This window comes from Zunongwangia profunda SM-A87, assembly GCF_000023465.1.
Taxonomy (GTDB): domain Bacteria; phylum Bacteroidota; class Bacteroidia; order Flavobacteriales; family Flavobacteriaceae; genus Zunongwangia; species Zunongwangia profunda.
The window spans coordinates 4588963-4615404 of the sequence record NC_014041.1; the positions used below are offsets into that span (position 1 = coordinate 4588963).

Here is a 26442-nt window from a genome sequence, read left to right on the forward strand (position 1 = left end):
TTTTTTTTAAGATGTAAAATAGCCTGTTAATTGGAAGCCGAGCAATAAAAACCCTGCTGCCATAAGTGCTGTATTTGTAATTGTTGAAAATTTCATAAAACTGGGTTGTCTTCTCCAAATTGTAATAAGGATTAACACAACTGCCAAAGCAATAAATTGTCCTATTTCTACACCTATATTGAAACCAATTAGATTAGTAAAAAGGCCGTCTTTATCAAATTTAAATTCTTGCAGTTTACTGGCAAGACCAAAACCGTGAAACAGACCGAATATCAAAACTGCTGCTTTCGTGTTAGGTTGTTTGCCAAAGAAACGTTTGAAACCTCCCAAATTGTCGAATCCCTTATAAACAATGGATAGCGCAATGATAGCATCTATTAAGTATGCATTAATATTTATATCGGCTAAAACACCTAACAGTAACGTTGTACTATGGCCAATGGTAAAAAAGCTAACATATAAAAGCACTTCTTTCGGTTTATACAGAAAGAAAATAACGCCGACCAAAAATAGCAGATGGTCATAACCTGTAATCATATGTTTTGCTCCTATATAAAGAAAGGAGCCGAATGCCACGCCGCTGTTTCCTAATAAAAATGTTTGCGTGTCTTCATCTACTCCGTGAGCATACGCCATTGAAACAAATGCTCCACATAGAAAAAGAATGAGAAAGGCATATATTTTTTTGATTTTCATAGTTTACTTATTTAAATCCCATTGCACATTGCTGCACAATGGGACTTTGATTATTAATGGGCGTGCCCGTGGGATTTGACTTGTTGTATACTGTCCAATATTCGGTTTTCTTCCCTTACCATATTCAAGCTATCTTCCCTTTGGCTCATTTCTTCTGGGCTTAAGGTTGTTTCAATTTTTTGCTTCTCCATATTTTCAACTTTCTTGTTGTCCCTGCAAGATGCTAATAGGGTTAAGCTAATTGTTGCGATAAAAAGTACTTTTTTCATAATGTTTAATTTTTATTGTTATTGATTTTTAAATTATTCTTCTTCTTCAGAATTTCTTAATGCAGACAAGATGGAATAAGCGTTTTTAACAACAGGTTTAAAATTTTGAACAGTAGCGCCATCGGCAAAAGTTATGGCTGTATATCCTTCCTGCTCAATTCCTTTTTTAACCTGTTCTAACTTGAATGTATACCCATTTTCCGTTTCTTCGGTTTGAAGGATTACATAATCTTTCCCTTCATATTGGACAAGGGCTGCCGACGGAATCGCATTTTGCTTATTTGTACCGCTTTCTACCCAAGCTTTTACGTACATTCCCGGTAATAAGCCTTTTTGGTTTTCTTGTTTAATATGGCAATGAACTGGCGTCATACGGTCACTACCAGTCGCTTTTCCAATTATGAAAATCTCGGCAGTACGATTGAAGGTATTGTCATCAGAAAGCGAAAATTTAACGGTTTGGCCAATCTCCAGCTTTTCTAAATCTCTCTCAAAGGCGTTCAATGCCAAATGAATATCGTTTAAATCCACCAGTTCAAATAGCACATCCTGTGGGGAAACATAATCACCGATATTTACATTACTCGCTTTTATAAAACCTGAAATTGGTGCATAAAGATTTGCGGTTCGTGTTATATTACCATTTTGGACAGAACTTCTAATTATTCCCGCAAGGGCAAGCTGCTGTTCGTATGCCTTCACTCTTCCTTGTGTTATTTTATAATCTGAAGAAACCTGCTGAAATGTTTTTGCAGAATTGATGTCCTCCTCTCTCAATTTCTTTTGTCGATTAAATTCTTCTTCAAGAAATTGAAGTCTGCTCAAACTTTCCAAATAACCCTGTTGGATTTGGATAAATTCAGGATTCTCAATGGTTGCCAAGACTTGCCCTTTTTTAATTGCTTCACCAGGCAATCTGCCAGCCGTTTTTAAATAACCTCCTAAAGGTGCAGATACAGAAGCCATACTTTCAGGCTCTACATCTATGGTACCATTTAGTTTTATGATGTTACTTAAATTTCTCATTTCAATCGCACCGGTTTCAATTTCGGCAAGATTGTATTGGTCTTTGGTAAAAGTGATTTGTTTGATTCCAGTTGCAACGAGTTGTTCTTCTTTCATCGAAGATTCTTCGGAAGATTCCATTTTTTCGGAATCCTTATTGCCACAAGCCACCACCAATAGGGTGGATAAAATGAGCAGCGAAATTTTTGTATTGAATTTTATTTTCATCTTTTTTATGTTTTAATTTGATATCACAAGTTTTTTACAAGCCCAATAAGGCTTCGATTACTATGATGGACTGATTATATTGATATAGTGTGTTTAGATACTCTGTTTGGATACTATTCGCCAAAGTGAGGTTTTGCAAGTATTGCGTATAGGAAACATCACCGCTTTTAAAGCTCTTTTCTGAATTATCAATGATAAGTTCCGCTTGTGGCAGGGCTTCATTTTGATAGTAATCTAAAGTACCCTGAAGTTTGTAATATTCCTGCAATAAATTTTGAAGTTCCCCTTGCAATTGGGTTTTGTTCAACTCAATTTGAGATTGGGCAATATCCTCTTCGATTTTGGCCGCCTGAATTTTGGCTCGATGTCCACCAGGAAAAATGGGAATTGAAAGACCTACTTGAAAGAATGAAAATCGGTCATCGTCATTAAAATTTGAGTTTGCTAAACCGCTATTTTGACCCCCATTAAATGTTTGGCTATTATAACCGAACATAATATCTGGTAACACTTTATTCCTTTCTACATTGGTTTCTCGTTTTCTTACTTCCAACTGTTGTTTTAAATAAACGTAAAACGGGCTTTGCTCCACAGACTGCCTTTCAATATCTAAATCTATTTCACGACGAACCAATTCACTATCTGTAATAGTAATCTCATCGTTTGTGTTCAAAACTACCTGAAGTTGCTTTTCGGCGATTCTCATATCGGCTTCGTTTTGTTGAAGCTTGTTTTTTATTTGCATCGATTGCGTTGCCGAGGTTACACTTTCCAATTTTGTGGATTCGCCAGATTCATAACGCATCGAACTTGAACGGTTGAGATTGCCATATAGACTATCTTGACGCTGCAACAATTGTTTATTCTGCATTAAAAACACAACTCTGAAATAGGCAGCTTTTACATCCGCAATCAGGTCATTTTCTTCTATAACCTTTAGTTGTTTACTGCTACTAACTCTTGCTTTTGCGAGTTTAAACTGACTGGTATAAACCGTAGGAAAATTGATTCGCTGTGTAACTCCGTATTGATTATCCTTTACTTTTGGCGTATTAAATTCGCCATTTTGATATGTAAATTCTGTTCTGGGAATAGTTATAGCACCGTATTTTCCTTTTTCTTCAACCTCTATTTCATATTGAGCGATTTTAATACGGTTATTGTTTTTAAGTGCCATTTCAATAGCCTGCTGCAACGTAATTTCACGTTCTTGCACCATACTTGTTTCTTGTGCTTGTAGCTGCATTGCCGGAAAGAATAGACCAGCAATCACGATTAAAGTGGTAACAATTTTCTTACTTCTAAAATTGAATTTAGCCTTTCTATCAGTAAAATAAATATATAAGACTGGAAGAACGATTAGCGTTAATGCGGTCGCCGTAATCAATCCACCAATAACTACAGTTGCCAATGGGCGCTGTACCTCTGCACCTGATGAATTTGACAATGCCATAGGTAAAAAACCTAAAGCAGCTACGGTAGCTGTCATTAACACAGGTCTCAATCTCACACGAGTTCCTTTAATGACGCGTTCATAAATATCGCTTACACCTTCTTTATCAAGCCTGTTGAATTCAGCCACCAGTACGATTCCATTTAGAACTGCCACACCAAATAGGGCAATAAATCCGATTCCAGCTGAAATACTAAAAGGTAGGTCTCTTATGATTAGTGCAAAGACACCGCCTATCGCTGATAAAGGGATTGCCGTAAAAATGAGCAAACTTTGTTTCATTGAACCGAAAGTAAAAAACAGCAGTACTAAAATCAGCAACAATGCTATTGGTAAAGCAATTATTAACCGTTGATTAGCCTCTTGCAAGTTTTGAAATTGACCACCGTAGGTTACATAATAACCTGCTGGCATATCAACCTTCGAATTCATAATTTGCTTGATGTCCTCAATTATACTTTGTACATCCCTGTCACGTACATTGAAGCCAACAATAATTCGACGTTTGGCGTTGTCACGCTGAATCTGTACAGGTCCTGGTTCAAATGAAATGTTGGCCACCTGACTTAATGGAATTTGATTTCCCTGTGGTGTACTCACATACAAATTTTGTACATCGGTAATATCGGTTCGATAGTTCTTGTCCAACCGTACAACAAGGTCAAATCTACGTTCCCCTTCATAAACGAGTCCTGCCGAAGTACCCGCAAACGCAGTTTCGATAGCATTGTTTACATCCTCAATGTTCATTCCGTATTGAGAAATCTTATCACGGTTCATTTGGATATTAATCTGTGGTAGTCCAGTCACTTCTTCAACATACAAATCTTCAACACCTTCCACCGATTTTATTTTGCTCCCAACATTACCAGCCAAATCTGAAAGTATATTGAGGTCTTCGCCATAAATTTTGATGACAACATCCTGTTTAGCACCTGTTAAAAGTTCGTTGAAACGCATTTGTATGGGTTGTTGAAAACTAAAAGTAGCATTAGGGATAATGGACAGGGATTCTTTCATCACTGCTGCCAGTTCTTCTCTTCCGCTAGCTTTTGTCCATTCCGATTTTGGGCTTAAAATAACCATCATATCTCCTGCTTCAATGGGCATTGGGTCTGTTGGTATTTCCCCCGAACCAATCTTGTTTACAACTTGCTTCACTTCATCTGGATATTCACGTAATAATATGGTCTGCGCCTTTTGAGAAACATCAATCATCTGGTCGATGGAACTTCCAACAGGTACTCGGGTTTCAACCGCAAAATCTCCTTCGTCCAATTGCGGAATAAACTCACCACCCATATTGGCAAAAACTATTAGCGTTATAACAAATAATCCTATTGCCAATCCAAGTACCAATAGTTTTGTGCGTAAGGCAGCTTCTAAAATAGGTTGGTACATACGCTGAAAGAAATCCATCATTTTATCGGAAAAATTCCGTTTATGTTCCGTCTTGCGACCCAGTGCAAGGGCAGACATCATTGGAACGTAGGTAAGCGATAAAATCAGTGCTCCAAGAATAGCGAACATTACCGTTTGAGCCATTGGATGAAACATTTTTCCTGCAACTCCGCTCAAAGCCAAAATAGGCACATAAACTATTAGAATTATGATTTGCCCAAAGGCAGCGGAATTCATCATTTTTCCAGCAGAGTGCCTTACCTCGGTATCCATTTGTTTGGATGATAACTTTTCAACGCCTGCGTACTTCTTTTTACTGGTATGAATTCCAAACATCACAGATTCAACAACTATTACCGCCCCATCTACAATAAGACCAAAATCTATGGCGCCCAAACTCATTAGGTTTCCGGATACTCCAAAAAGGTTCATCATCGCGATTGCAAAAAGCATTGAGAGCGGAATGACCGAAGCAACTATCAAACCACCTCTTAAATTTCCAAGAAAGAGGATTAATACAAAAATTACTATCAATGCACCCTCTGTAAGATTAGTTGTTACAGTCCCTATTGCGCGGTCCACCAAACCTTTCCTATCTAGATAAGGCTCAATGGTTACGCCTTCGGGTAAAGTTTCTTTAATCTGTTCGATTTTAGCTTTTACATCATTGATAACTGCGGAAGAGTTTGCTCCCTTTAGCATCATTACAATTCCTGTAACAACCTCGCCTTCTCCATTTCGAGTCGCCGCTCCATAGCGCACACCGTGACCAAACTGCACTTTTGCAACATCCCTAATAAGTACAGGTGTCCCATTATTCAATTTAACAGCTATTTTCTCCAATTCTTGTAAATTGTTCACAAGTCCTTCGCTCCGAATAAAATAGGCATTAGGACCTTTATCTATATAAGCGCCACCCGTGTTTTGATTGTTTTTTTCCAGAGCGGTAAAAATATCTTCAATAGTAACATTCATACTTTGAAGTTTATCTGGGTCTATGGCAATTTCATATTGTTTCACTAACCCACCGAAACCACTCACTTCTGCAACTCCAGGTGTTCCCAATAGTTGTCTTTTGATAATCCAGTCTTGTATAGTTCTTAATTCGGTAGCATCATACTTATCTTCATATCCTTTTTCGGTATGAATTACATATTGATAAATTTCACCCAACCCTGTAGTTACGGGTCCCATTTCAGGTTTTCCGATGCCTTCAGGAATATCTTTGGCAGCCTGCGTTAATCGCTCTTGAACTTGCTGCCTTGCCCAATATAAGTCTACACTTTCCTCAAAAACAATAGTTACTATAGAAAGCCCGAATCGAGAAAAGGAACGCATCTCCTTAATACCAGGAATACTAACCATTGTTTGCTCTACGGGAAACGTAACTAATTGTTCTACTTCTTGTGCCGCTAAAGTGGGTGATATGGTAATAACCATAACTTGATTGTCTGTGATGTCTGGCACGGCATCTATGGGTAATTGTGTAAGCGAATATGAGCCCCATCCAATAAGTGCCAGCGTAAATAATCCGATAACAAGTTTGTTGTTTATCGAAAATGCAATGATTTTGTCTAACATTATATTTAAAATATTTTTAAGTCGTAAATAATAAAAATGAAAATACCATACAGGCTATCTATGGATTTGAGTTATACAAAACCAAGGATTAATTCTTGAAAAATAAATATGGTAAAATGGTAATTAAAGCGAAGCTTGCTATTACCAAAGCATAATAAATTTGCAGATACTATTAATATATCTGTCTAATTTTATTAAACTAAAGTGGGGTTAACAGGTAGGTGGGCCTCTTGAGTCGAGGGATGAAAGATAAGAATTGAAATAATTATTGGGCGGATAATAAACAGGCTGTTTACTATTTTGCCTATATTCAACTGAAAAAAATCCTTTAGTTTCAACAACACTCTCTAGAACATCCTTGTCAACAACGGTCTTTTTCTCGATTGTATTTCTTTCAAGTAAGACTATATCGCTGGACACCGTGGTATGGGTATGCATATCCATAACGAACCCAAAAAACCCGTAAGGTGAATCTTCTTTCTCTTGGGAACTATCATCGTGATGATTGTCCTCGCCAGTATGGGCAATATCTAAATGTGAATGAGAATCCTCGTGCTGATGGTGTAAATGCGGAAAAACTTGATGTAGCATCATTAGGCTAAACAAGCCTAGAAAGAAAAATGCCGCTATTTTATTTGGTTTTTGCATTAAATACAAAGATACCATTATTTTTTATTTGTGAAAATTAGCGTTCAACTAAGTTAATTAGGAATTTTTAAAACCGCTTTAAAAAAAGAAAAAATCCAGTTTAAGGTACTGGATGAACCTTTTGGCTTTATGCCATTGCATAGACTTCGTCGAACAGTTTTTTATCCAACCGTTCTTGTTGGCCAAAGCTTTTCTTCAAAACATTATGAAGTACTGAATTAAACGCATTGTAACCTAACCAAAGATTTGGTTCTTCATTGAGCAATAAGGCTTCATAGTTTAAGATTTCGATGACCTCACGAGATTTTTTCGACGGGTCGCTGTTCTTGTCGCTACATTCATATCTGAACAATTTCGTTCTGTCAAGAATTGCCTTAACAAATTCCTGTGTATCGATGATTTTAAATTCCTTCATCTTGTCGAATTTCTTGGTAATGGTGTAAAATTCGTTGTCCAGAAATTTATCAAAGAGATTGTTCAGTCGTGGCATAATAAGATGTGTATTGTTCTTACTGTGTTTTATAGAAAACTCGATTTCGGCTTGGGAAACGTGCAAACCATTGGAACATACTTCTCTATAAAATCCGAAGTGTCCAGAAGTCTTTTCACTACCGTCATACGAGTTTTTGAACCGTAGCATTGGCAGTATCACGTCCTTATCGTTCTTGACGGTAAACTGACTTTTATCGTCTATGATAAAGTCGGTAATGAACGACCTATCATTTTTGTTGATGGTGCGCTTGTGAAAGTTCAGTTGTGCATCCATCAACATTTCTTCAGTTTTCTTGAAGAACAATTGGTTTGGAATGTGTCCGTAACTGTTCGATACTACATTAACAATCTTCCCATTTGAAATGATGGCATTTTCAAGCCCTCGTCGGGATTCCATCTGTGTCAGAGTTTTTAAGGATTTCATTTCTGATGGAACAAAGATTTCATCCTGTTGCAAATTTTGTAAATACATAACTTTTGAATTTAGATTAAACAATATTTGAGCTTGACCAAAACGGAAGCTAAAATCTCAGCTCAAAAGGAAACGGAATAAATAAGCGTTGGGCAGTGCGTTGGCTTTATGCCGTAGTCTTTAGATGGGTGTATTTTACGAGTTTACCTTTGCGCTACTATTGATTGATTATTCTCTCTATTCCTTGACCATATTAACCAAGTGTCTATTATAAAAAAAGAAGAAGGACCAGCACGAATGCCAATCCTTCTTCAAACAACAAAAGCTACTGTTTCAATCCTTGAATTTGCTTTTCAAGAACTGTTATTCGCTCTTTCAAACGTTCCTCACGCTTGTTTCTTTTTTCGGCATATTCTTTTTCGATGCCATCAATCTTGGACTTGTAATAACCTTGCATCGCATTGTAGAATGAAATATTAGTCAAATTATTAACGTGATTGCTTTCGCCAAAATGCACTTGCTTTGTTAGGATATACCGTATCAACTTATGAAAGATTTCCTTTTTAAACTTCTTTTTGAAATTCTCAACAATCTCTTCATCTGTCATCTTTGATGTATTGCCCAATAAATTTGAAAAGAATCTTTGTCTTCCAACATAATCTACATTGTTTTCATACAACGTCAATGAGAACGCTACCATTTCATCCACCGAAAGTGTTTTCTTCGTATCAATGTATTTGGTGTCTCTAATCATCTCAACAACTTCTTCAAACTGCTTGTTGTTCTCTATTTGCTTCTTTCGGATTTCCCTTTCGTTGATTTTAATTATCTGTTCTTCAGGGGTGCAATCTGCCATTTTTCTGTTGGCCAATGGTGCGGAATACGTTGTCGATTCATTTTTGGACTGTTCAACAATCTTTATAAAGACTTCTTTGTGTCTGTATGTTTCAGGATGGAACACAATACCTTTTACAAATTCATTTTCTTTAGCTGAATTGTACTTTTCCAATTCTTTTTCGTAGTGCTGTAAGGCTTCATCCAGCTCTGCTTTGAATTCATCTTCAGAATAATCGTAATGTTGGTATTCTTTCTTGATGTCCTCAATTGTTGGCTTTATCGGATTTTCTATGATTTCACAATCATCCAGCAAATAGACTTTCAAACCGTTCTTTTCCAATTGTGAAATAATCAGCTGATTGTTTTCCTCGTCTGCCCAATACTGTCGTATTTCAGGAATTAACAGTATGTTCTCTTGTTTCGATTTTTCAATCAAATTAAAGAACGACTTGCTTTTCTTCGTTTCATAACAAGCTGATTTTGTACAGACCATTTTACCATCGCCGAACAGATTACCTTGATTTGCAGCATTGAACGGACATTCTACACAAGAGCCAGCTTTCAAAACCAATTTTTTATCAGCTACCTCAAAAGGTGCTTTCTCTAAATCATAGGTCTGGTCTTTTATCATCCTGTTTATCTGATGGGCACTAAAATCTTCGCCCATCGTTTCCAACAGCATCTGTTGTTCTTCAGGTTCGAAAAGTGCAACACCCGCACCTAACGAAATCGTCATTTCGCCATTACGGACGAAGTGTTTGAAACCTTCAATCAAACCAGCCAGTTTAAGTCGCTGTCTGATAAAGTTATCGGTTCTTCCCAACCGTTTTGCAATTTCGGTAGGCGCATATCTTTCGCTTAAATAAGCAATCGCCTCTGCTTCTTCGGTTGGCTCAACATCCTGTCTTTGTAGATTTTCGATGATTTGAATTTCCAGAACATCATTGTTCTTGTATTCCCAAACGATACACGGAATTGATTTCTTGTTGGCCAATTTACTGGCTCGATACCTCCGCTCCCCCATTACGATGATAAAATCGTTTCCAGATTTACGGACTGTAATAGGTTGCAGAACACCGTGCTTTTTGATACTTTCTGAAAGCTGCTTTAACGCATCCTCATTAAAAGTCTTCCTGGGCTGCATCGGGTCGGGAATGACCTTTGCAATTGATAGGTTCTCAATCTGAAGCCCAATCGCTTTTTGTGTCAATTTTTCTTTGACTTCTTTCTTGGCGGCCGTAATTTTTTTACCGCTCTTTCTTGTGGTACTCACTTTTGTTGTCATAATACTCAAATTTTAGATTAAACAATATTTGAGCAGAAACCAAACGGAAGATAAAATCTTGGCTCAAAAGGAAACGGAATAAATAAGCGTTGGAAAGAGCATTGGCTTTATGCCGTAGTCTTTTGATGGAAGTATTTTACGAGTTTAAATTGCGGTTATATTGTATGATAATAAACTCCCCCTTACGAAGTAATAAGGTTGCTATTTAGCAGAATTTATTATTTTACCAGAAAATTAATAGGGTTTAATAACAAATAGAAATATTTGACATCAATACAAATGTTGCCCTGAAATTAGCAAAATGTTGTACCTATGTTGTACCTGACATTTTTTTCGACATTTTTTTAAATGGAAAAAGCCGAAGATTTCTCTTCGGCTTTTGTACGGGCGGGGAGACTCGAACTCCCACACCTCGCGGCATCAGATCCTAAGTCTGACGTGTCTACCAATTCCACCACGCCCGCATTTTAATATTTTAACACTTTATATTTCGCTATGTCCTAAGTCTAGCGTGTCTACCAATTCCACCACGCCCGCAGGTTCAATAAAGTGCTTATCCTTTCGGTAAGCGGATGCAAATATAAACAAATCTTTCAATACACAAACAAGGTTCAAAAAAAATTTTGAAATTCTTACCTTTGAGTAATTTCAAAATCTAAACAAAATGGACAACGTTACATCTTATGTTGAAGAGCATAAGGATAGATTTGTCTCCGAACTTATTGATTTACTTAAAATTCCGTCGATAAGTGCCGATTCAAAATTTAAAAATGAAATGATCACCACTGCACAAGCAGTGAAAACACAATTGGAAAAAGCTGGCTGTGATCTCGTCGAAATATGCGATACTCCAGGACATCCTGTGGTTTATGGAGAAAAAATTATCGATAAAAACCTGCCAACCGTATTGGTTTACGGTCATTACGATGTTCAGCCCCCTGATCCTTTAGATCTTTGGAACTCCCCTCCTTTCGAGCCGGTAATCAAAAAAACCGAGCTACATCCAGACGGTGCCATTTTTGCCCGAGGCGCATGCGATGATAAAGGCCAAATGTACATGCATGTTAAGGCGCTGGAATACATGACCAAAACCAATCAGCTTCCATGCAATGTGAAATTTATGATTGAAGGTGAAGAAGAAGTTGGCAGTGAACATTTAGGCTGGTTTATCGAAAATAATATCGAAAAATTGCAAAATGATGTGATTCTGATTTCTGATACCAGTATGATCGCTAAAGATGTGCCTAGTATCACCACAGGATTACGAGGTCTTTCTTATATGGAAGTTGAGGTTACCGGCCCCAACCGTGATTTACATTCAGGATTATATGGCGGAACGGTGGGAAACCCGATCAATATTTTAAGCAAGATGATCGCTTCCCTTACCGATGAGAATAATCATATTACCATTCCTGGATTTTATGATGAGGTTGAAGAACTTTCTAAGAAAGAAAGGGAAAAAATGGCTGAAGCACCATACAATGAAAATGAGTATAAAAAGAAGTTGGATATAAATGATGTGTATGGCGAAGCAGGTTTCTCTACTTTGGAACGCGGTTCTATTCGACCAACACTGGATGTTAACGGAATTTGGGGTGGTTACATTGGCGAAGGTGCTAAAACAGTGTTACCATCTAAAGCCTTTGCTAAAATATCAATGCGTTTAGTACCAAACCAGGATTGGAAAAAAATATCTGAATTGTTTAAAAAGCATTTTGAAAGCCTGGCTCCAAAAGCAGTAACAGTAAAAGTAAATACACACCACGGTGGTTATGCCTACGTCACCCCTATTGATAATGATGCTTACAAAGCTGCTAGTAAAGCCTACGAAACAACTTTTGGAAAAACTCCAATTCCACAACGCAGTGGCGGTAGTATACCAATTGTTTCCCTTTTCGAAAAAGCCTTAAAAAGCAAGATTATTTTAATGGGCTTTGGCCAGGATACCGATGCGATCCATTCCCCAAATGAGCATTTTGGCATCTGGAATTACCTAAAAGGTATTGAAACCATTCCTTATTTCTATCAAAACTTTGCGGAGGCTAAAAAATAATTGCTGAAATCAGTTACGGAAAGAAGGCCGTCTAATTAAGCAGCGAGCTAGATATTAACAATAAACCTCTCTGATTTTCAACTTCTGTGAGGTTTATTGTTTTAAGCGTACTGAACTGAGGAAATTTATTTTACCAAATAAGAGTTTGAATAAAATTCAGCATTCAACTCCAGTAAAAATAGATTTTTCGACTCATACTGTACGTCCTAAATGGAACGAAGAGGTCTATTTTCAAGATATGGTTTACAGTTTACAGACATCAGCGGTCAGCTAAAATTAATTCAAAATTCAGCATTCAAATTTTAACATTTTCAGTCTGCTGAATTCTAACAGCGAAGCGATCTAATATCTAAATACTCAATACCAACCACTATCTAAATCTTCTCGATCAAATCTCCACGAATCGGCGAATAATTTTCGATATATTTTCGATCTACTTTTAAGCGATTGAAATAAGATTTTAATCCTTTTGCACTATTCATTTTTAGCTCATCCTGAATATGCATATGCAAATGAGGTTCACTGGAATTACCCGAATTCCCACATAATCCTAATAATTGTCCTTCTTCAACCCGCTCGCCTTCTTTTACCTGTATGGAATGCTTTTTAAAATGTGCCAGCCATAAATACTCATCCTTTTTTAGTTTGATCACTACCGTATTTCCGGTCACAAAATCCTGATTCATTTCGCCAGGGATATTATCATAAATCCCGTCTACCACCATTACCACTTCCCCGGCTGCAGGCGATAAAATTTCTTTTCCGAAAGCATAATATTGTTCATTACTGCTTCCATCACCTTCATATGTTTTAAGATCGTCGTTAATCATTAAGAAATCAAAAGCTCCGGTTTGTGCAGGATGCTCTACATGGTAATTATCTTCTTTAGTGTCGCCACCCCAAACCACATACCACTCGCCTTCAAAAGGTAAATCGAGCATCGTATCGGCTTCAGCAAGATTTGTTGACTTTCCATAGGGGGTAAATTTAAAACCCGTGATTTGTTTATTTTCTGAAAGTGCCAAACTAAACATAAATGCGCCTCGATCAAATTCTGTTGCATACATGCTATACGGCGGATTAAAACCTAGAAACTCGGAATCGATAATATTTCCTGCGGAACTGTTTAGATTCTTAAAAAATTCCTCAGTCTTTTCTAAGTTCAGCGCTTCTTTCATCTGGGTGGAATAGTTATCAAAAATCGCTTTATAATTATCCGAATTATATGCTGAAATTATTGACTCTTTTATCTCTTCGTAATCATTCTGATTTTGTCCAAAACTTAATTGAAAACCAAGCAAGAAGAATAAGAATAAAACTGCTTTACTCATTTTTTGTCATCTTTATATAGTTATCTACCAAATCTTCCATGAGCGTTAAGGTAACCGTTCCCTGCGATAAAATTATCCTGTGAAATTCTCGAATATCGAATGCTTCTCCTAAAATTTCTTCTGCCTTTTTACGTAATTCTTTAATCTTTAACTCTCCTATTTTGTAGGATAATGCCTGCCCCGGCCAGGAGATATAACGATCGATCTCGGTATTAATTTCATGTAAAGAAAGTGCCGTATTTTTAGTTAAAAATGCCACTGCTTTTTCCCGATTCCAGCCTTTGGCATGCATTCCGGTATCCACCACTAATCGACAGGCTCGCCATTGCTCATACGTTAGCTGTCCGAATTTTTGATACGGCGTCTCATAAATCCCCATTTCTTCACCTAAACTTTCGGCATACAATCCCCAGCCTTCTCCATAAGCCGATAGATAAAATCCGCGTCGAAATGTCGGAATACTATCCCCCAATTCGGCGTTTAAAGATATTTGCAAATGATGCCCAGGAACAGCTTCATGAAGCGCTAAAGCGGGTAATGCATACATTGGCCTACTTTCTAATTTATAGGTATTAATCCAAAAGTATCCAGGCTCGGTTGGGGAAGATGCCCCTTTATAGCGTCCTGCCGTATATTTTGGGGCGATAGCACTTGGAACCGGCGCTACCCCGTATGGTTTTCTGGGTAAAACTTTAAAAAATCGAGGTAGCTGTGCATCGATACGCTTCGTAATATCTCGCCCTTCCTTTAATAATTCCTTTCCGGTTTCGGCATAAAATTGATCGTCGGTTCTTAGAAATTCGATAAATTCATCAAAACTTCCATCAAATTCAACTTCATCAATAATCGCTTTCATTTCAGCGTTAATGCGCGCAACTTCCTTTAATCCGATCTCATGCACCTCATCGGCCGTAAGATCTAGCGTGGTATAATAGCGAATTCTGTTTTGATAATATTCGCGCCCATTAGCAATTTCAGAAACACCTATGCTTTTTCGCGTTTTTGGAAAATATTCGGTTTCAAAAAATTTCTTTATTCGTTTAAATTCTGGAATTACGTTTTCTTCTACCGCAATCTTAGCCGCTTTTAATACGGAATCTTTTTGCGTTTGCGTTAAGTTTTTAGGTAAATGCTGAAACGGACTGTAATAAAAGCTTTCTTTATAATTATCTACAATCTGATCATTATAAGTTGATTCATATCCATCAAAAATCACTAAAGGCTGAGTAATTCCCAGATTTAAACCTTCTCGCAACAATTCCAGGTTTTGATCAACATATTGCGGAATCGCATTGAGCTTTTTTAGATACCGTTTCACCTGTTCGTAATTATTTAACCGTCCAACATGATACGGTAAGCTTACATGAAATCCGGCATCTGAAAGCAAAGGATTTAAATAGGCTTTATATTGATATTGATCGACGCGCTCCTGAAGTTTAAACTTCATTAATTCGGCTGTGATTTTTTCGGTTTGTGAAAGATTTGATCTATCGAGTTTGTATAAATCATCAAGTAGTTTTTGAGCAAAATCGGCCTCGGATTTATAAAGTTCTTCTGTATGTAATCCTAAAGGATATTCAGCATAATCGTAAGCTTGATGTTGACTTTCGGCCTTAAGAATACTATCTAATTGCGCTGATGGGTTTTGTGCAGAAAAAGTATTCGTGAAAAATAAACAACATGAGAATAGCAGGAATTGTAGTTTCATCAATCTGGGATTTTTACAGCACCTAAGATAAGGAAATAAGATTTTAGGAGTTAGAATATAAACAAGACGAGAGAGGAAAGAACCACGAAATTTATTTTGAATTTTGAATGGCATTCCTGCCTTCGATCTCACATCAAATTCCTGATAGCGAAGGAAGCTCGAAATATTGACATTCGTTTCATCTTTCAAAAGTGTACAAATAAACCTCACAGGTTTCGAAAACCTGTGAGGTTTGCTCAATATTTTAAGTACTTAAGGTTAAAAATATTCCAAAAAGGTCTATTTTCTAAGCTCAAATATCCAGGAATCAGGACAAAATTTTGAATTAGATTTCTAATTAAAAATTGGTTATTGCTGATTGCTGAAAGCTAAAGGCTGCCTGCTAATTGATCTCTGTTTATTGAACTTTACCACTGCCTACTGAGACTACATACTGCGACTGCACACTGCTTTTGAAAACTGCCCACTGAAACCTAGTTCCCTCTAATTCTTTCAAACAATCCTTTCATCATTCTAGAAGCATCCCCGTAATCTTTTTTAACTTCGGTAGCGGTAAGTTCGCCATTTTTCACTTCAAGTTTATAGCTAAACACAAACCGGGAATCATTTCCGGTGGGATCTATCGTTCCAAAGCGCAAATCATTAAAGTATAGATCGCCATCCCTTTCAGTAATAGTATACCAACCTTTCGATATTTTTACGAGTCGGGCGAAATTTGGGTATTTTTCAATATCGCCTAATAAGTGATAATTCTTAGGATAGCGACGAAACTCTATGGGTTGGTCATCTAATATCGAATAAGTTCCTACCAAATAAGATTTCTCGGTAGCGACATTCGCTGTCCAGAGAATCGTATTAAACGGCGTAGGTTTCGTTTCTATTTCGTAATACGAAAGGTTTTGTTCTTTTAAAGCATCTTTAAATTCATAAAAAGTATAAAGCTTTAAAGGAATCGTAATACAAAGAAGGTAAAAACAACTTAGCTGTAACCCCATATAGTTCAGTTTTCTTCGGCTGATGGAATCTTTAGACCGAAAAGCCGCCAATACCGTGAAAAATAAAAACGGAAGTGTATAAAAAGGGTCGATCACAAAAATCGTTTTAAAAGCCAAACGAATATCCGCCGGCCAAAAAAGCTGCGTTCCCCAGGTGGTAAACATATCAAGAAGGGGGTGCGTAAAGAGCCCCCAAAACATTAGTTTAGACCATTCTTTCCAATCGACATCAGCTTTTCTTTCAATTTTAGAAATGATCCATCCGAAAATGGGTGCAAAAATCAGCGCAAAAAAGATAGAATGCGTAAATCCCCGGTGGATTTCGTTTGCCGTAATGGTGTCTGTAAAATTACTGGCAATCACATCCAAATCTGGAATAGTCCCTGCAATCGCCCCATAGAGCATTGCTTTGTTTCCTACTTTTCTACCTAAAACCACTTCGCCTACCGAAGCTCCTAACACAATCTGGGTTAATGAATCCATTAAATTAATTTTTCACCAATAATTCCTATTAAAAAACCCAAACTTGCTCCTAAAGAAGCGATATAATTCTTATCTAGTTTACTTTCTGGTATAATTTCCTGAATTAATAAATAAAGAATTCCACCACTGGCAAAGGTCATTAAGTGCGCAGTGAGATTAGGAAAATCACTTAATACAAAATGCCCCAAAAGCGCACCAAAAATCCCGCAAAAACTTAAAAAGAAAAAGATCACCAAGCTCTTTGTTACAGAATAACCGCTTTGCACCATATCACGAAAAGAGTTAAAAGCTTCAGGTAAATTTTGCAGACCTATAAAAACCGCAAGTAATGTGGCCATACTAGGATCAATAGCAAAAACAGCACCCAGAGCAATGGCCTCGGGAACAAAATCCATCATCATCGCTAAAAGTGTAGCAGTTTGACCTCCTTTTTTCGCCAAATATCTATCTATAAATAAAAAAAGTATTGTACCAAGTACAAAAGAAAAAGTCATACCGGACAGGCTCAATCGTTCCATCCCCGTTGGAATTAAAACCAATGCAATAGCAGATAAAATAATTCCTGAACCAAAAGACATAAAAAAATGAGTAATCTCGTATTTTACCGGAGACTCCTTAATGTGATGATTAAAAAAATTAGCCAAGAGACCGCCTAAAAAAACGGTAATTCCTGAAAAGCCTGAGTAAAGAATTAAGCTAGTTAACATACTATAAATCTATTCGTCTACAATCTCCATTTTTCGCAATAAAAACGAAGCATTCATATTTTGGCAAATTCCGTTCTTAAAGCGATAATCAAAATGAAGTTCGTCATTTATAATTTCTGCGTCAAAATAGTGGTTTTTTACCTGAGGTAATTCTGCGGTAATTTCGCAAAGGCTCAAATCGTGGGTAGCGATAATACCTGTAGAATGCGAACGTACCAGCTTACGAACAAACTTTTTAGAACCATTAGCTTTATCGGTACTGTTTGTTCCTTTTAGAATTTCGTCTAAAATTATAAAATATCGGTCTTGTTGTATACGATTTACGATATATTTAAGTCGTTTTAATTCAGAAAAGAAATACGATTCGTCATCGTTTAGCGAATCGCTGGTTCTCATACTGGTAATTAATTTTATAGGAGTATACTGGCAATTTTCAGCACATACAGGCAAACCAATATTACTCATTACAATTTGCAGAGAAACCGTTCTTAAAAACGTACTCTTCCCGGCCATGTTTGCTCCCGTAACAATAAAAAATTCTTTGTCATCGATATGAAAATCATTAGCCACACGTTTTTGTGGATGAAGTAATGGATGTGCTAATTGCGTTGCTGAAATTCCTTTTTCTACAGGATTTATCTTCGGAAAGCTGTACTCTGGATGATTAAACCTAAAATTCCCCAAAGAATTATAAGCATCGGTAATTTCGATTACTCCAAACCAGTTTTCAACCTGAAGTCCATAAGTTGCAATCCAATTTTCCAGTTTTAAGGACTGCCGCAGATCCCAAAGTAAAAATCCATTCCCGAAAATCCCGAACAACATATTATTACGCTGATCCAAAGCATCGATAGCCTTTGAAAATTCCCTAAAAATTTGTGATGCTTTTTTACTCTCCGTTCTAATTGCCTGTTTTTTGGCTGCCATTATTTCTGAAGAAAATTCCTCATTTTCCAGCATTCCCAGCAACTGATGATATTGGTGAAATGTATCCTGAATTTTAGAAACACTACCCGAAAGTAGATTAATCTTTTTCAGGTAAATTCCTGTAATTAAAATTCCAACAATTAACCATAATAATAACTGAAATTCACTTACAAAACCAAGTACATAGCCAATAATCATGGCAATGGATAAAATAGAAAACACCGGAGAAAGCCACTTTATAAATCTGGGAACAAAACGTTTATATTCTTTAAACCAGTTTACAATGGTAGTAGAAGATTCGGTTGTTTTCACCAAACTTGCCGTGGCACTAAATTCTTGTCGCCATTTAACTTTTTCAGCCAGTTCTTGTACTGCTTCCTGTTTTTGCTGGATACTTTCAATATCATTTGCCAATAAAATGCCCACCAGCTTTTTGGTGCCTTCGTAAAGTGCCGTTCTGTTTAAATACTGGAAAAAGGAACCTCTCCCAAATAGATCTATATCCTGTGCATAATCATGATTGGGAACTTCAAACTCACTGCCATCAGGCAAATCTTGAAATTGCCGCGATTGCATCACATCAATTTCGGTTTGATTCAACTTAATTATCGCTTTTTGCTTATCGCTTTTGTACTTAAGATCGCTGTGCCTGGACACCAGAAAAACAAAAAGCGCGATCCCGCCAATAATCGAAGAGATGATAACCTGGGTATTGCCCCAAAAAACATACACCAATAAACAAATCACTAAAAATACTGCCAAACGCAGTAAACTGGAGGCTAGCAATTTTTTAGCGAGTTTATCAGCTGCATGTTGATGAATTTCAATCTGTTTTTTATAAAAGTTGATGTGTTGTGCCATTATAATTGGTCGAATTCTTTTTTTTGTTTTTTCGTTAGGCTATTAACGATAAGATGATACGAATGGTCTGTAAGTTCAAAAATTAATTGGGATGGAATTTCACCATCCAAAATCATGGTGTTCCAATGTTGTTTATTCATGTGATATCCGGCTATGATTTTACCATCGTATTCTTCACGAAGTTCCAAAGCTCTTTCAGGATCACATTTCAAATTCACTCGTAATGGAACAGCGTCTAATGACACCAAAGCAAACATTTTCCCCATCACTTTAAAGACAAGGGTTTCAGGATCAAAAGGTAAATGCTCGGTAACCGCTTTTTTAGCCAGGCAATAATCTCTAAAGGTATCTATATCCATGCTGGTGATATTCGGAATTATTTCTTTTCGATCTTTTTTTGCTCGTCTTCCTCTAAAATCAAGGCCGAATAATCCAGTTTCCAACCTATGGTTTGTACAATATTTTCCATTAACAACACCGTATTTAAAGCATCTTTTCTTGCCTGTTCAAATAATGGAGATTCTGGAATTTTATCTACTATATGTTTTTTTGCATCACGATTTATATCCGTTAAATCTGAAGTTGTAAAAGGATTGGCCCAGCCTTCGCGCTTATCATAATATTTAAAATCGGTTTCTACAGTAAGCAATTCAGGTTCTGGAAAATTGGTAAGGATAATCTGCTTTTTCTCGTTGTCACTTTCCATCTTAATTTTACTAAGATCGAAGCCAACATGTGCCTTCGCGTTAATCAAAATAATTGCTTTCTTTTTTCCGAAAATAAGACTTATATATTTTTCCTTTAGATTTTCATAATGATAGATTTCAGAAAAATCGCCTTCCACCGTTATAAACTTACAAACACTCCTAATTTTTTCCATTAATACCACAGATTGTTCTTTGGTTTTTACCTTAGAACGATCTCTGTTAAACGCCGTAAAAATAAAGTACGCTGCAATGGCACCTGCTGCCAGCCCAATAAAAAGTAATTCCATATCCTACTTTCCGATTTCTCCCAAATGGGTGAATTTAAAACCTTTTTCGTATTTGAGTCCGTATCCTAAAATACAATCAAAAGCCGAATGAGAAAACAAAATTACACCTATTAATTGTAAAACCTGAAGATGAAGATAAAAGCCTATCTACCAAAACAAAATCGCTAAGCCTTGATGATGACATAAATTGTATAAAAACGAACCAATTTTAACATTGAAGACATAACCAATCGCACCGGTATCCGGTGCGAAAAACAAACCGATAAACCACCACCAGGAAAAGTCTAAAAAATAGAACGCAAAATGCCCAAACACAGTTTAGCCAGTTCTTCAAGCTTAAGTGTGGTTTTCATTTATTACTGAATTTTATACAACACAGGCTTAGAAGGCGCGGCATCATTTTCGAACGAAGCAATTTGCAAATTCAGAAAATAATCCCCGTCAGACACATGATTAGGAACATAAATCAGCTCTGTAATCGTAGCCTCAAAACGGGTATTTTTAGGATAGTTCCAAAAGGCTTTATGTGCTAGTAATTTTCCTTCATCTTTTTCTTTATCTACCGATGGCAGATCGATCAATAGATGCTTTATATTTAATTGCCGTATAAAAAGCATGGCTTCTTCAGATAAATATGGCCAGTTGGTATGCGAATATTTCTTGCTTCGTTTTTCGATATAATTTGGCAGTGTTCTTATCACTAAGGCCTCTGGACAGGAATCTTTAATTTGCTCTTTTAGTTTTGCTACGGAAATCACCTGATCCTCACTTTGAAGTTCTGGACTTACAGAGATCAATTTTACTTTAAAAAAGAAGTTTTTTAGGCTTTGGTTTATACTGAAAAACTCTTTACTGATATGTCCAACACATTCGGTATGCGTACCATGTGCATGTGGATTAAACTGAATATTATTAAAATTCACCGAAGCCCCTTCTGAAACTTTCCCTATAAAATCACCATCTCTAAAAGGCGTAATTTTAGGTGAATCCAAATACCATGCAATCGGGTTTTTATCGTCCCCACGCAAACTCAGCGATATATCGATAGGTTTTGAAAAATCGATCGCAAAACTTTCTCCTTCATACTGAATTTGTGCAAGCATAATTTGTAGTCTAAACTTCCTAATGTTTAAGTAAACTACCTCAGGACAAGCCCGTGAGGCATTTGTGTGAAAATCATATTTATTTCGAGGCAAGCCTCGGAGCATTTAATCTCGATTATCGAGTAAAATTAGCGATATTTTTTGAAGTTGGCAGCTGCAGTTTGCAGCTAACAATAAATTTGGCTAATTATTTAAATACGGGTGTTTCAAATATAATAGGCTACAGGAATTCTTCAATTATTTCACCCTATTGCACTTTACCCCTAGTTTACTGCGCGAATAAATGGTGTAACAAACTGTAATAATATTCTACTTACTTCTTACGAAATTCAAACTAAACCAAAAATGAAAACCAGTATCATCATGACTGCAAGTGCCGTTTTCTTAGCAGTTTTAGGACTTTTTATCTCTTTTCTACCAACTAAAATAATTGAATTTTTAAATATTGAACCCAACCTTATCACAGTACTGTTTTTGAAAATACTTAGTGCATTGTACCTGGGATTTGCAATCTTAAATTGGATGGCTAAAGGAACACTTATTGGTGGGATTTACAACAAACCGATTTCTTTTGGAAATTTAATGCATTTTGGTGTTGGTGCAGTTACTTTCTTTAAAATAGCGTTTGATATCGAACAACATCCAGAGATCTTTATTTCACTTACAGTTATCTATATACTTTTTGCGGCTGCTTTTATCTATATTTTTAGAACGAATCCGGCTGCAAGTAAAGAATAAGTGACTTCAAATGATTCAGATATTTTGAATAAAAATGCACCTCTAAAACCAATATTCTCAGATCTAATTTCTAACAGCGAAGCGATCTAAATCTTAATCGATATAAAATAAATCGGCAGCAATGCCGTCACTTAAAAAGGTTCCTTTTTCAGTAATATGCATCACGTTATTTTCAATTCTTAAAAACTCTTTTTCAAATAATACAACCGACTGTTCCTTTAAATATTCCAGATATTCTTTACCGAATTTTGACTCAACTTCAACCAGATCTACACCAAAATACGTTCGTAAGCGGGTCATAATATATTCGTTGTAACGATCGGTAATACTTAATTCTTCAACCTCCAAAGGCAGTTCAGACCTTTCGATAGCTTTTATGTAAAGCGTGTTATTTGCAATGTTCCATTTTCGGCTATTCCCGTCGTAAGAATGTGCAGAAGGACCAATGCCCAAATATGGTTTTCCTAACCAATAGGCGGTATTGTTTTGTGAAAAATAACCGGGTTTTCCATAATTTGAAAACTCATAATGCTCAAAGCCTGCATTTTTTAATACTGTTCTTAGAGTTTCAAAATGTTGTGCCGCAGCAGCATCGTCTACCGGCTTTATTTTTCCTTTTTCAATGAATTTCTGCAAAGCGGTATTAGGCTCGACTGTTAACGAATAGCTGGAAATATGAGGAATATCCAAATCCAGTAATATCTGAATATTCTTTTGCCAACGCTCGTTACTCATTCCGGGGATCCCATAAATTAAATCGACCGAAATATTATCGAATTTTGATCTGGCTAATTTTATAGAATTTAGTGCTTCTTCAGCATTATGGGCACGATTCATTAGTTTGAGATCTTCTTCAAAAAATGATTGCACCCCAATACTTAGTCGGTTGATTTTTGAATTGGCCAACTCATTTATTTTCTCTTCAGAAAGATCATCTGGATTGGCTTCCAGCGTAATTTCCGGATTTTCAGCAATGGTAAATTCAGTATAGATCGTTTTAAAAATGGCGGTTAATTCCTCTAAATTCAGCAAGCTAGGCGTACCACCACCAAAATAAATGGTTTTGATCGGTTCATTTGGCAGCTCGTTTTTACGAAGCACTAATTCATTTTGCAAAGCGCTTACCAGTTCACTTTTCTTCTTTAAAGAAGTTGAAAAATGAAAATCGCAGTAATGACAAGCCTGCTTACAAAATGGGATGTGAATGTAGATTCCGCTCATTTTTTAATTTGAAGATTTGGAAATGTGCTAATGGGATAATTAATTTTCAAATTGTTACATTATCAAATTACCGAATTTTGTCTGGATTTTGCTTGACAAACGCGTCCCAGCCAGTGTAACTTTTACCAATATTTGGTTGTCCAGAATTATAAAAATGGCAAACTGCAGCGGCAAGACCATCGGTAGAATCCAGGTTTTTAGGCAGGGATTTTAACTTCAGCATGCTTTGCAGCATTTTAGCGACCTGTTCTTTACTGGCATTTCCGTTTCCGGTTATGGCCATTTTTATTTTTTTTGGCAAATATTCGGTAATCGGGATTTCACGTGAAAGTCCTGCTGCCATCGCAACTCCCTGTGCTCTACCCAACTTTAGCATGGATTGTACATTTTTCCCAAAGAACGGCGCTTCAATAGCGATTTCATCGGGATGAAACGTATCAATAAGCTGTATGGTTCTTTCAAAGATCAATTTAAGTTTTACGTAGTGATCATCATACTTTTTTAGCTGAAGCTCATTCAGCTGCAAAAACTCCATATTCTTATTCTTCACCTTTATCAATCCAAACCCCATAATGGTGGTTCCAGGGTCGATTCCTAAAATGATCTTTTCGCTCAAATTCGTAAGTTTTTGACAAGGAAATTAAACTATTCCTCTTTTGCAAAGCTACGGAAATCTATCTTTGCGATAAATTACCACTCCGTTACCGAAACCTCACCGGTTCGGGAAAAAGAAAAAATGCTTATGTTGATATTTGTTGTTTTGATTGCACTTTCTTACGCTTCTTTAATGATTGCCTTAAAAAAAGGCTGGAGTAGATTAGAAACACCACTTTATGACTACGAAACTCCAGAAAACAGATTTTCTATCGTCATCCCATTTCGAAATGAAGCCGAAAATCTACCCGAATTACTTGAAAGTTTATTATTGCTGAATTATCCTTTAGAGCTTTTTGAAATTTTTTTGGTGAATGACGATTCTGCAGATGATTCCGAAAAAATTATTTCTGAATTTATCGAAAAGCAACCGCAATTTGATCTAAAAGTTATACAAAACAGTCGTAGTTCTAATTCCCCAAAAAAGGATGCGATAAAAACCGCTATCGAAATTTCTAAATTTGACTATATTCTTACCACCGATGCTGATTGTAAAATACCCCAAAACTGGTTACAAAGTTTTAATACTGAAATTATAAAAAGTAATCCAGCCATGATTGCTGCGCCGGTTACTATTGAAGTCAACACCCCCAAATTTGGTACTGCTTTCGAAGCTCTCGACTTTTTAAGTCTGCAAATTTCCGGGGCCGGGGCATTCGGACTTAATAGGGCATTTATGGCCAATGGCGCTAATCTTTGTTATAAAAAAGAAGTCTTTTTTAACCAAAATGGATTCGATGGAAATTCAGATATTGCCAGTGGTGACGATGTATTTTTACTCCAAAAATTTATAAAGCAACAATTAAAAGTTACTTTTCTTAAAGATAAATTTGTGGTGGTGACCACAAAACCGCTGAATAATTTTAAAAAAATGGTGCAGCAAAGGATTCGCTGGGCTTCAAAAACCTCGGCTTACACCAGTAATTTTGCTAAACTTATCGGCATAATTGTATTTATCATGAATCTGGCTTTTAGTTTAAGTTTACTTTTGGGTATTTTTAAACTGTTTCCTTTTCCATATTTTATGATCCTTTTTTTAGTAAAATTCAATGTAGACTTTGTTTTGCTATATAATGCAAGCCAGTTCTTTAAACAGGAGTCGTTAATGCGACATTATATGATAAGCAGTGTATTGCATCCTTTTTTTTCAGTTTATGTAGCATTTCTTTCGCTTTTCGGTGGTTATCAATGGAAAGGAAGAACGTTTAAGAGGTGAGTTTCACTTAGCAGTCACAGTTTGCATATTTCTATCTTCCGCTGCGCTTCAGTCGAAATTACTCCTTTTTAAATTTCAATATTCAGGATAAAAATTACATTGTCAGATTACTTAAAATCTAAAAACGAAGCGATCTAACTTCTAATACTTATTCCCTATATTTAACGAAAATCAACAATATGAATTATTACATCTTAACCTATCATCTGGTGGATTCTTATTTAGAAGAACGAGGAAAATATCGCGAAGAACATTTAGGAATGGCAAAAAAAGCCCAGGAAGCCGGAGAAATTATAATGGCAGGTGCGTTAGATAATCCTGCTGATAAAGCTGTTTTTATCTTTAAATCTGAATCTGAAGAAACCGCCAAGCATTTTGCTGAAAATGACCCATATTATAAAAACGGTCTCATCAAGCAATATTCGGTAAGAAAATGGAATGTGGTTATTGGTAGTGAGTAGTGAGTAGTGAGTAGTGAGTAGTGAGTAGTGAGTAGTGAGTAGTGAGTAGTGAGTAGTGAGTAGTGAGTAGTGAGTAGTGAAATTAAAAAACCAAATGTGAATCGTATGCTTTATTTAAAAAAAATTTACAGATTTCAACTTTAAAATTTAACCTTCAACACTGCCAACTTTCTACTGTAATTGCGAACTAAAATTACTCCGCTTTAATTACTATCGGCATTTTAAAAGCTGTAGAAACCGGAATTCCTCTTTTACTGGCTGGATAAATTTTAGGTAACGAATCGATACTTTCCCTTAGCCAGTTTTCTATTTTTGGTAATTGATTGGTCACTGTGCTATCTATGGCTGAAATAGAATCGATTTCTGGTTTTCCTTTTTTGGTGATTTCAAGGTAAATATAAATCGTATCGTCAATACTTTTACTAACTACCGGCTGTTGCTTTTCTAAATAAGCATAAATATTGTTGGCCACGGCTGTTTCAAAACAATTTCTGGCGGCAGTCAGTTCAGTTTCCTGCTGGCATTCTTCAAAAGCCGGATATTCATCGACTTCTTTCCAATTTAGAGACTTTGATTCCTGCTCTAAAACTTCTTCTGAAGAGATTTTTTTCGTCTCAAAATTGCAGGAAATAATTAATAATGCTAAAACTGGAAGTACTCTTCTTTTCATCAAATCTTCGGCT

Annotated in this window: 22 protein-coding genes, 1 tRNA gene and 1 pseudogene; 4 read left to right on the forward strand and 20 right to left on the reverse strand. The window is 36.4% G+C overall.

Translation table 11 applies throughout. The annotated features are described in order from the left end of the window. Positions 1-6 precede the first annotated feature (6 nt). From ZPR_RS20230 to ZPR_RS20265, 8 genes are all read right to left on the reverse strand, one after another. Positions 7-696 carry a HupE/UreJ family protein gene (locus tag ZPR_RS20230; protein WP_008610750.1) on the reverse strand — a complete coding sequence of 230 codons (690 nt, stop codon included), beginning with the start codon at positions 694-696 and terminating at the stop codon, positions 7-9. Between the two features lie 53 nt (positions 697-749). After that, complete coding sequence (locus tag ZPR_RS20235; RefSeq protein ID WP_008610749.1) at positions 750-965, reverse strand: hypothetical protein; 216 nt, start codon at positions 963-965, stop codon at positions 750-752. A 33-nt stretch (positions 966-998) separates the two neighbouring features. Further along, on the reverse strand, positions 999-2198 hold the full coding sequence (locus ZPR_RS20240) for an efflux RND transporter periplasmic adaptor subunit (RefSeq protein ID WP_008610748.1): 1200 nt from the start codon (positions 2196-2198) through the stop codon (positions 999-1001). A 34-nt stretch (positions 2199-2232) separates the two neighbouring features. After that, complete coding sequence (locus tag ZPR_RS20245) at positions 2233-6633, reverse strand: CusA/CzcA family heavy metal efflux RND transporter (RefSeq protein ID WP_008610747.1); 4401 nt, start codon at positions 6631-6633, stop codon at positions 2233-2235. 210 nt (positions 6634-6843) lie between these two features. Next, the gene (locus ZPR_RS20250; RefSeq protein WP_008610746.1) at positions 6844-7299 is read right to left on the reverse strand and encodes a hypothetical protein; all 456 of its coding nucleotides are present in this window, start codon (positions 7297-7299) and stop codon (positions 6844-6846) included. Positions 7300-7408: 109 nt separating this feature from the next. Next, positions 7409-8245: a DUF932 domain-containing protein gene (locus ZPR_RS20255; protein ID WP_008610745.1), complete on the reverse strand. Its 837-nt coding sequence runs from the start codon at positions 8243-8245 to the stop codon at positions 7409-7411. Positions 8246-8510: 265 nt separating this feature from the next. Next, positions 8511-10307 carry a ParB/RepB/Spo0J family partition protein gene (locus ZPR_RS20260; RefSeq protein ID WP_008610744.1) on the reverse strand — a complete coding sequence of 599 codons (1797 nt, stop codon included), beginning with the start codon at positions 10305-10307 and terminating at the stop codon, positions 8511-8513. Positions 10308-10689: 382 nt separating this feature from the next. Continuing rightward, positions 10690-10771: transfer RNA gene (locus ZPR_RS20265), tRNA-Leu, on the reverse strand. A 200-nt stretch (positions 10772-10971) separates the two neighbouring features. Here ZPR_RS20265 and ZPR_RS20270 point away from each other — a divergent pair. After that, positions 10972-12360, forward strand: coding sequence for a dipeptidase (locus ZPR_RS20270; RefSeq protein WP_013073648.1), 1389 nt, complete (start codon positions 10972-10974; stop codon positions 12358-12360). 374 nt (positions 12361-12734) lie between these two features. On the opposite strand, the gene ZPR_RS20275 is transcribed toward ZPR_RS20270, so the two are convergent. From ZPR_RS20275 to ZPR_RS20310, 9 genes and pseudogenes are all read right to left on the reverse strand, one after another. Further along, the gene (locus ZPR_RS20275) at positions 12735-13691 is read right to left on the reverse strand and encodes a peptidoglycan DD-metalloendopeptidase family protein (protein ID WP_013073649.1); all 957 of its coding nucleotides are present in this window, start codon (positions 13689-13691) and stop codon (positions 12735-12737) included. Then, a complete protein-coding gene (locus ZPR_RS20280; protein ID WP_013073650.1) occupies positions 13684-15399 on the reverse strand; it encodes a DUF885 domain-containing protein in 1716 nt (571 codons plus the stop codon). The genes ZPR_RS20275 and ZPR_RS20280 overlap by 8 nt, the downstream gene beginning before the upstream one ends. Positions 15400-15872: 473 nt before the next feature. Continuing rightward, the gene (locus ZPR_RS20285; RefSeq protein ID WP_041579249.1) at positions 15873-16877 is read right to left on the reverse strand and encodes a metal-dependent hydrolase; all 1005 of its coding nucleotides are present in this window, start codon (positions 16875-16877) and stop codon (positions 15873-15875) included. Then, positions 16877-17584 (reverse strand): ZIP family metal transporter, encoded by a 708-nt coding sequence (locus ZPR_RS20290; RefSeq protein WP_013073652.1) that lies wholly within the window; start codon positions 17582-17584, stop codon positions 16877-16879. Before ZPR_RS20290 ends, ZPR_RS20285 begins: the two co-directional genes overlap by 1 nt. A gap of 9 nt (positions 17585-17593) precedes the next feature. Beyond that, entirely contained in the window at positions 17594-19372 is a 1779-nt protein-coding gene (locus tag ZPR_RS20295) for a MutS-related protein (protein WP_013073653.1), read from the reverse strand. Continuing rightward, positions 19372-19731, reverse strand: a complete 360-nt coding sequence (locus ZPR_RS20300; RefSeq protein ID WP_013073654.1) for an MmcQ/YjbR family DNA-binding protein — start codon at positions 19729-19731, stop codon at positions 19372-19374. Before ZPR_RS20300 ends, ZPR_RS20295 begins: the two co-directional genes overlap by 1 nt. A 17-nt stretch (positions 19732-19748) precedes the next feature. After that, positions 19749-20366 (reverse strand): DUF4230 domain-containing protein, encoded by a 618-nt coding sequence (locus ZPR_RS20305; RefSeq protein ID WP_013073655.1) that lies wholly within the window; start codon positions 20364-20366, stop codon positions 19749-19751. Between the two features lie 3 nt (positions 20367-20369). After that, positions 20370-20681, reverse strand: a pseudogene (locus ZPR_RS23160) (DUF4260 domain-containing protein). A gap of 41 nt (positions 20682-20722) precedes the next feature. Beyond that, the gene (locus tag ZPR_RS20310) at positions 20723-21469 is read right to left on the reverse strand and encodes a cyclase family protein (protein WP_013073657.1); all 747 of its coding nucleotides are present in this window, start codon (positions 21467-21469) and stop codon (positions 20723-20725) included. 345 nt (positions 21470-21814) lie between these two features. On the opposite strand from ZPR_RS20310, the gene ZPR_RS20315 reads away from it, so the two are divergent. Continuing rightward, on the forward strand, positions 21815-22207 hold the full coding sequence (locus ZPR_RS20315; protein ID WP_013073658.1) for a hypothetical protein: 393 nt from the start codon (positions 21815-21817) through the stop codon (positions 22205-22207). Positions 22208-22300: 93 nt separating this feature from the next. On the opposite strand, the gene hemW is transcribed toward ZPR_RS20315, so the two are convergent. Continuing rightward, on the reverse strand, positions 22301-23428 hold the full coding sequence (gene hemW / locus ZPR_RS20320) for a radical SAM family heme chaperone HemW (RefSeq protein WP_013073659.1): 1128 nt from the start codon (positions 23426-23428) through the stop codon (positions 22301-22303). A 67-nt stretch (positions 23429-23495) separates the two neighbouring features. Beyond that, the gene (ruvC, locus tag ZPR_RS20325; protein ID WP_013073660.1) at positions 23496-24044 is read right to left on the reverse strand and encodes a crossover junction endodeoxyribonuclease RuvC; all 549 of its coding nucleotides are present in this window, start codon (positions 24042-24044) and stop codon (positions 23496-23498) included. 12 nt (positions 24045-24056) lie between these two features. Between ruvC and ZPR_RS20330 the strand changes: the two genes are divergently transcribed. Beyond that, the gene (locus ZPR_RS20330; RefSeq protein WP_013073661.1) at positions 24057-25298 is read left to right on the forward strand and encodes a glycosyltransferase; all 1242 of its coding nucleotides are present in this window, start codon (positions 24057-24059) and stop codon (positions 25296-25298) included. A gap of 179 nt (positions 25299-25477) precedes the next feature. Continuing rightward, positions 25478-25759 (forward strand): YciI-like protein, encoded by a 282-nt coding sequence (locus tag ZPR_RS20335; protein ID WP_041579251.1) that lies wholly within the window; start codon positions 25478-25480, stop codon positions 25757-25759. 193 nt (positions 25760-25952) lie between these two features. Here the strand turns inward: ZPR_RS20335 and ZPR_RS20340 are convergent, their stop codons facing one another. Next, on the reverse strand, positions 25953-26429 hold the full coding sequence (locus tag ZPR_RS20340) for a hypothetical protein (protein WP_041579252.1): 477 nt from the start codon (positions 26427-26429) through the stop codon (positions 25953-25955). Positions 26430-26442 lie beyond the last annotated feature (13 nt).

Excerpts from the sequence above, each read along its gene's own strand:
- ZPR_RS20230 (WP_008610750.1), bottom strand. The coding sequence starts at position 696 with ATGAAAATCAAAAAAATATATGCCTTTCTCATTCTTTTTCTATGTGGA.
- ZPR_RS20235 (WP_008610749.1), bottom strand. The coding sequence starts at position 965 with ATGAAAAAAGTACTTTTTATCGCAACAATTAGCTTAACCCTATTAGCA.
- ZPR_RS20240 (WP_008610748.1), bottom strand. The coding sequence starts at position 2,198 with ATGAAAATAAAATTCAATACAAAAATTTCGCTGCTCATTTTATCCACC.
- ZPR_RS20245 (WP_008610747.1), bottom strand. The coding sequence starts at position 6,633 with ATGTTAGACAAAATCATTGCATTTTCGATAAACAACAAACTTGTTATC.
- ZPR_RS20250 (WP_008610746.1), bottom strand. The coding sequence starts at position 7,299 with ATGGTATCTTTGTATTTAATGCAAAAACCAAATAAAATAGCGGCATTT.
- ZPR_RS20255 (WP_008610745.1), bottom strand. The coding sequence starts at position 8,245 with ATGTATTTACAAAATTTGCAACAGGATGAAATCTTTGTTCCATCAGAA.
- ZPR_RS20260 (WP_008610744.1), bottom strand. The coding sequence starts at position 10,307 with ATGACAACAAAAGTGAGTACCACAAGAAAGAGCGGTAAAAAAATTACG.
- ZPR_RS20270 (WP_013073648.1), top strand. The coding sequence starts at position 10,972 with ATGGACAACGTTACATCTTATGTTGAAGAGCATAAGGATAGATTTGTC.
- ZPR_RS20275 (WP_013073649.1), bottom strand. The coding sequence starts at position 13,691 with ATGAGTAAAGCAGTTTTATTCTTATTCTTCTTGCTTGGTTTTCAATTA.
- ZPR_RS20280 (WP_013073650.1), bottom strand. The coding sequence starts at position 15,399 with ATGAAACTACAATTCCTGCTATTCTCATGTTGTTTATTTTTCACGAAT.
- ZPR_RS20285 (WP_041579249.1), bottom strand. The coding sequence starts at position 16,877 with ATGGATTCATTAACCCAGATTGTGTTAGGAGCTTCGGTAGGCGAAGTG.
- ZPR_RS20290 (WP_013073652.1), bottom strand. The coding sequence starts at position 17,584 with ATGTTAACTAGCTTAATTCTTTACTCAGGCTTTTCAGGAATTACCGTT.
- ZPR_RS20295 (WP_013073653.1), bottom strand. The coding sequence starts at position 19,372 with ATGGCACAACACATCAACTTTTATAAAAAACAGATTGAAATTCATCAA.
- ZPR_RS20300 (WP_013073654.1), bottom strand. The coding sequence starts at position 19,731 with ATGGATATAGATACCTTTAGAGATTATTGCCTGGCTAAAAAAGCGGTT.
- ZPR_RS20305 (WP_013073655.1), bottom strand. The coding sequence starts at position 20,366 with ATGGAATTACTTTTTATTGGGCTGGCAGCAGGTGCCATTGCAGCGTAC.
- ZPR_RS20310 (WP_013073657.1), bottom strand. The coding sequence starts at position 21,469 with ATGCTTGCACAAATTCAGTATGAAGGAGAAAGTTTTGCGATCGATTTT.
- ZPR_RS20315 (WP_013073658.1), top strand. The coding sequence starts at position 21,815 with ATGAAAACCAGTATCATCATGACTGCAAGTGCCGTTTTCTTAGCAGTT.
- hemW (WP_013073659.1), bottom strand. The coding sequence starts at position 23,428 with ATGAGCGGAATCTACATTCACATCCCATTTTGTAAGCAGGCTTGTCAT.
- ZPR_RS20335 (WP_041579251.1), top strand. The coding sequence starts at position 25,478 with ATGAATTATTACATCTTAACCTATCATCTGGTGGATTCTTATTTAGAA.
- ZPR_RS20340 (WP_041579252.1), bottom strand. The coding sequence starts at position 26,429 with ATGAAAAGAAGAGTACTTCCAGTTTTAGCATTATTAATTATTTCCTGC.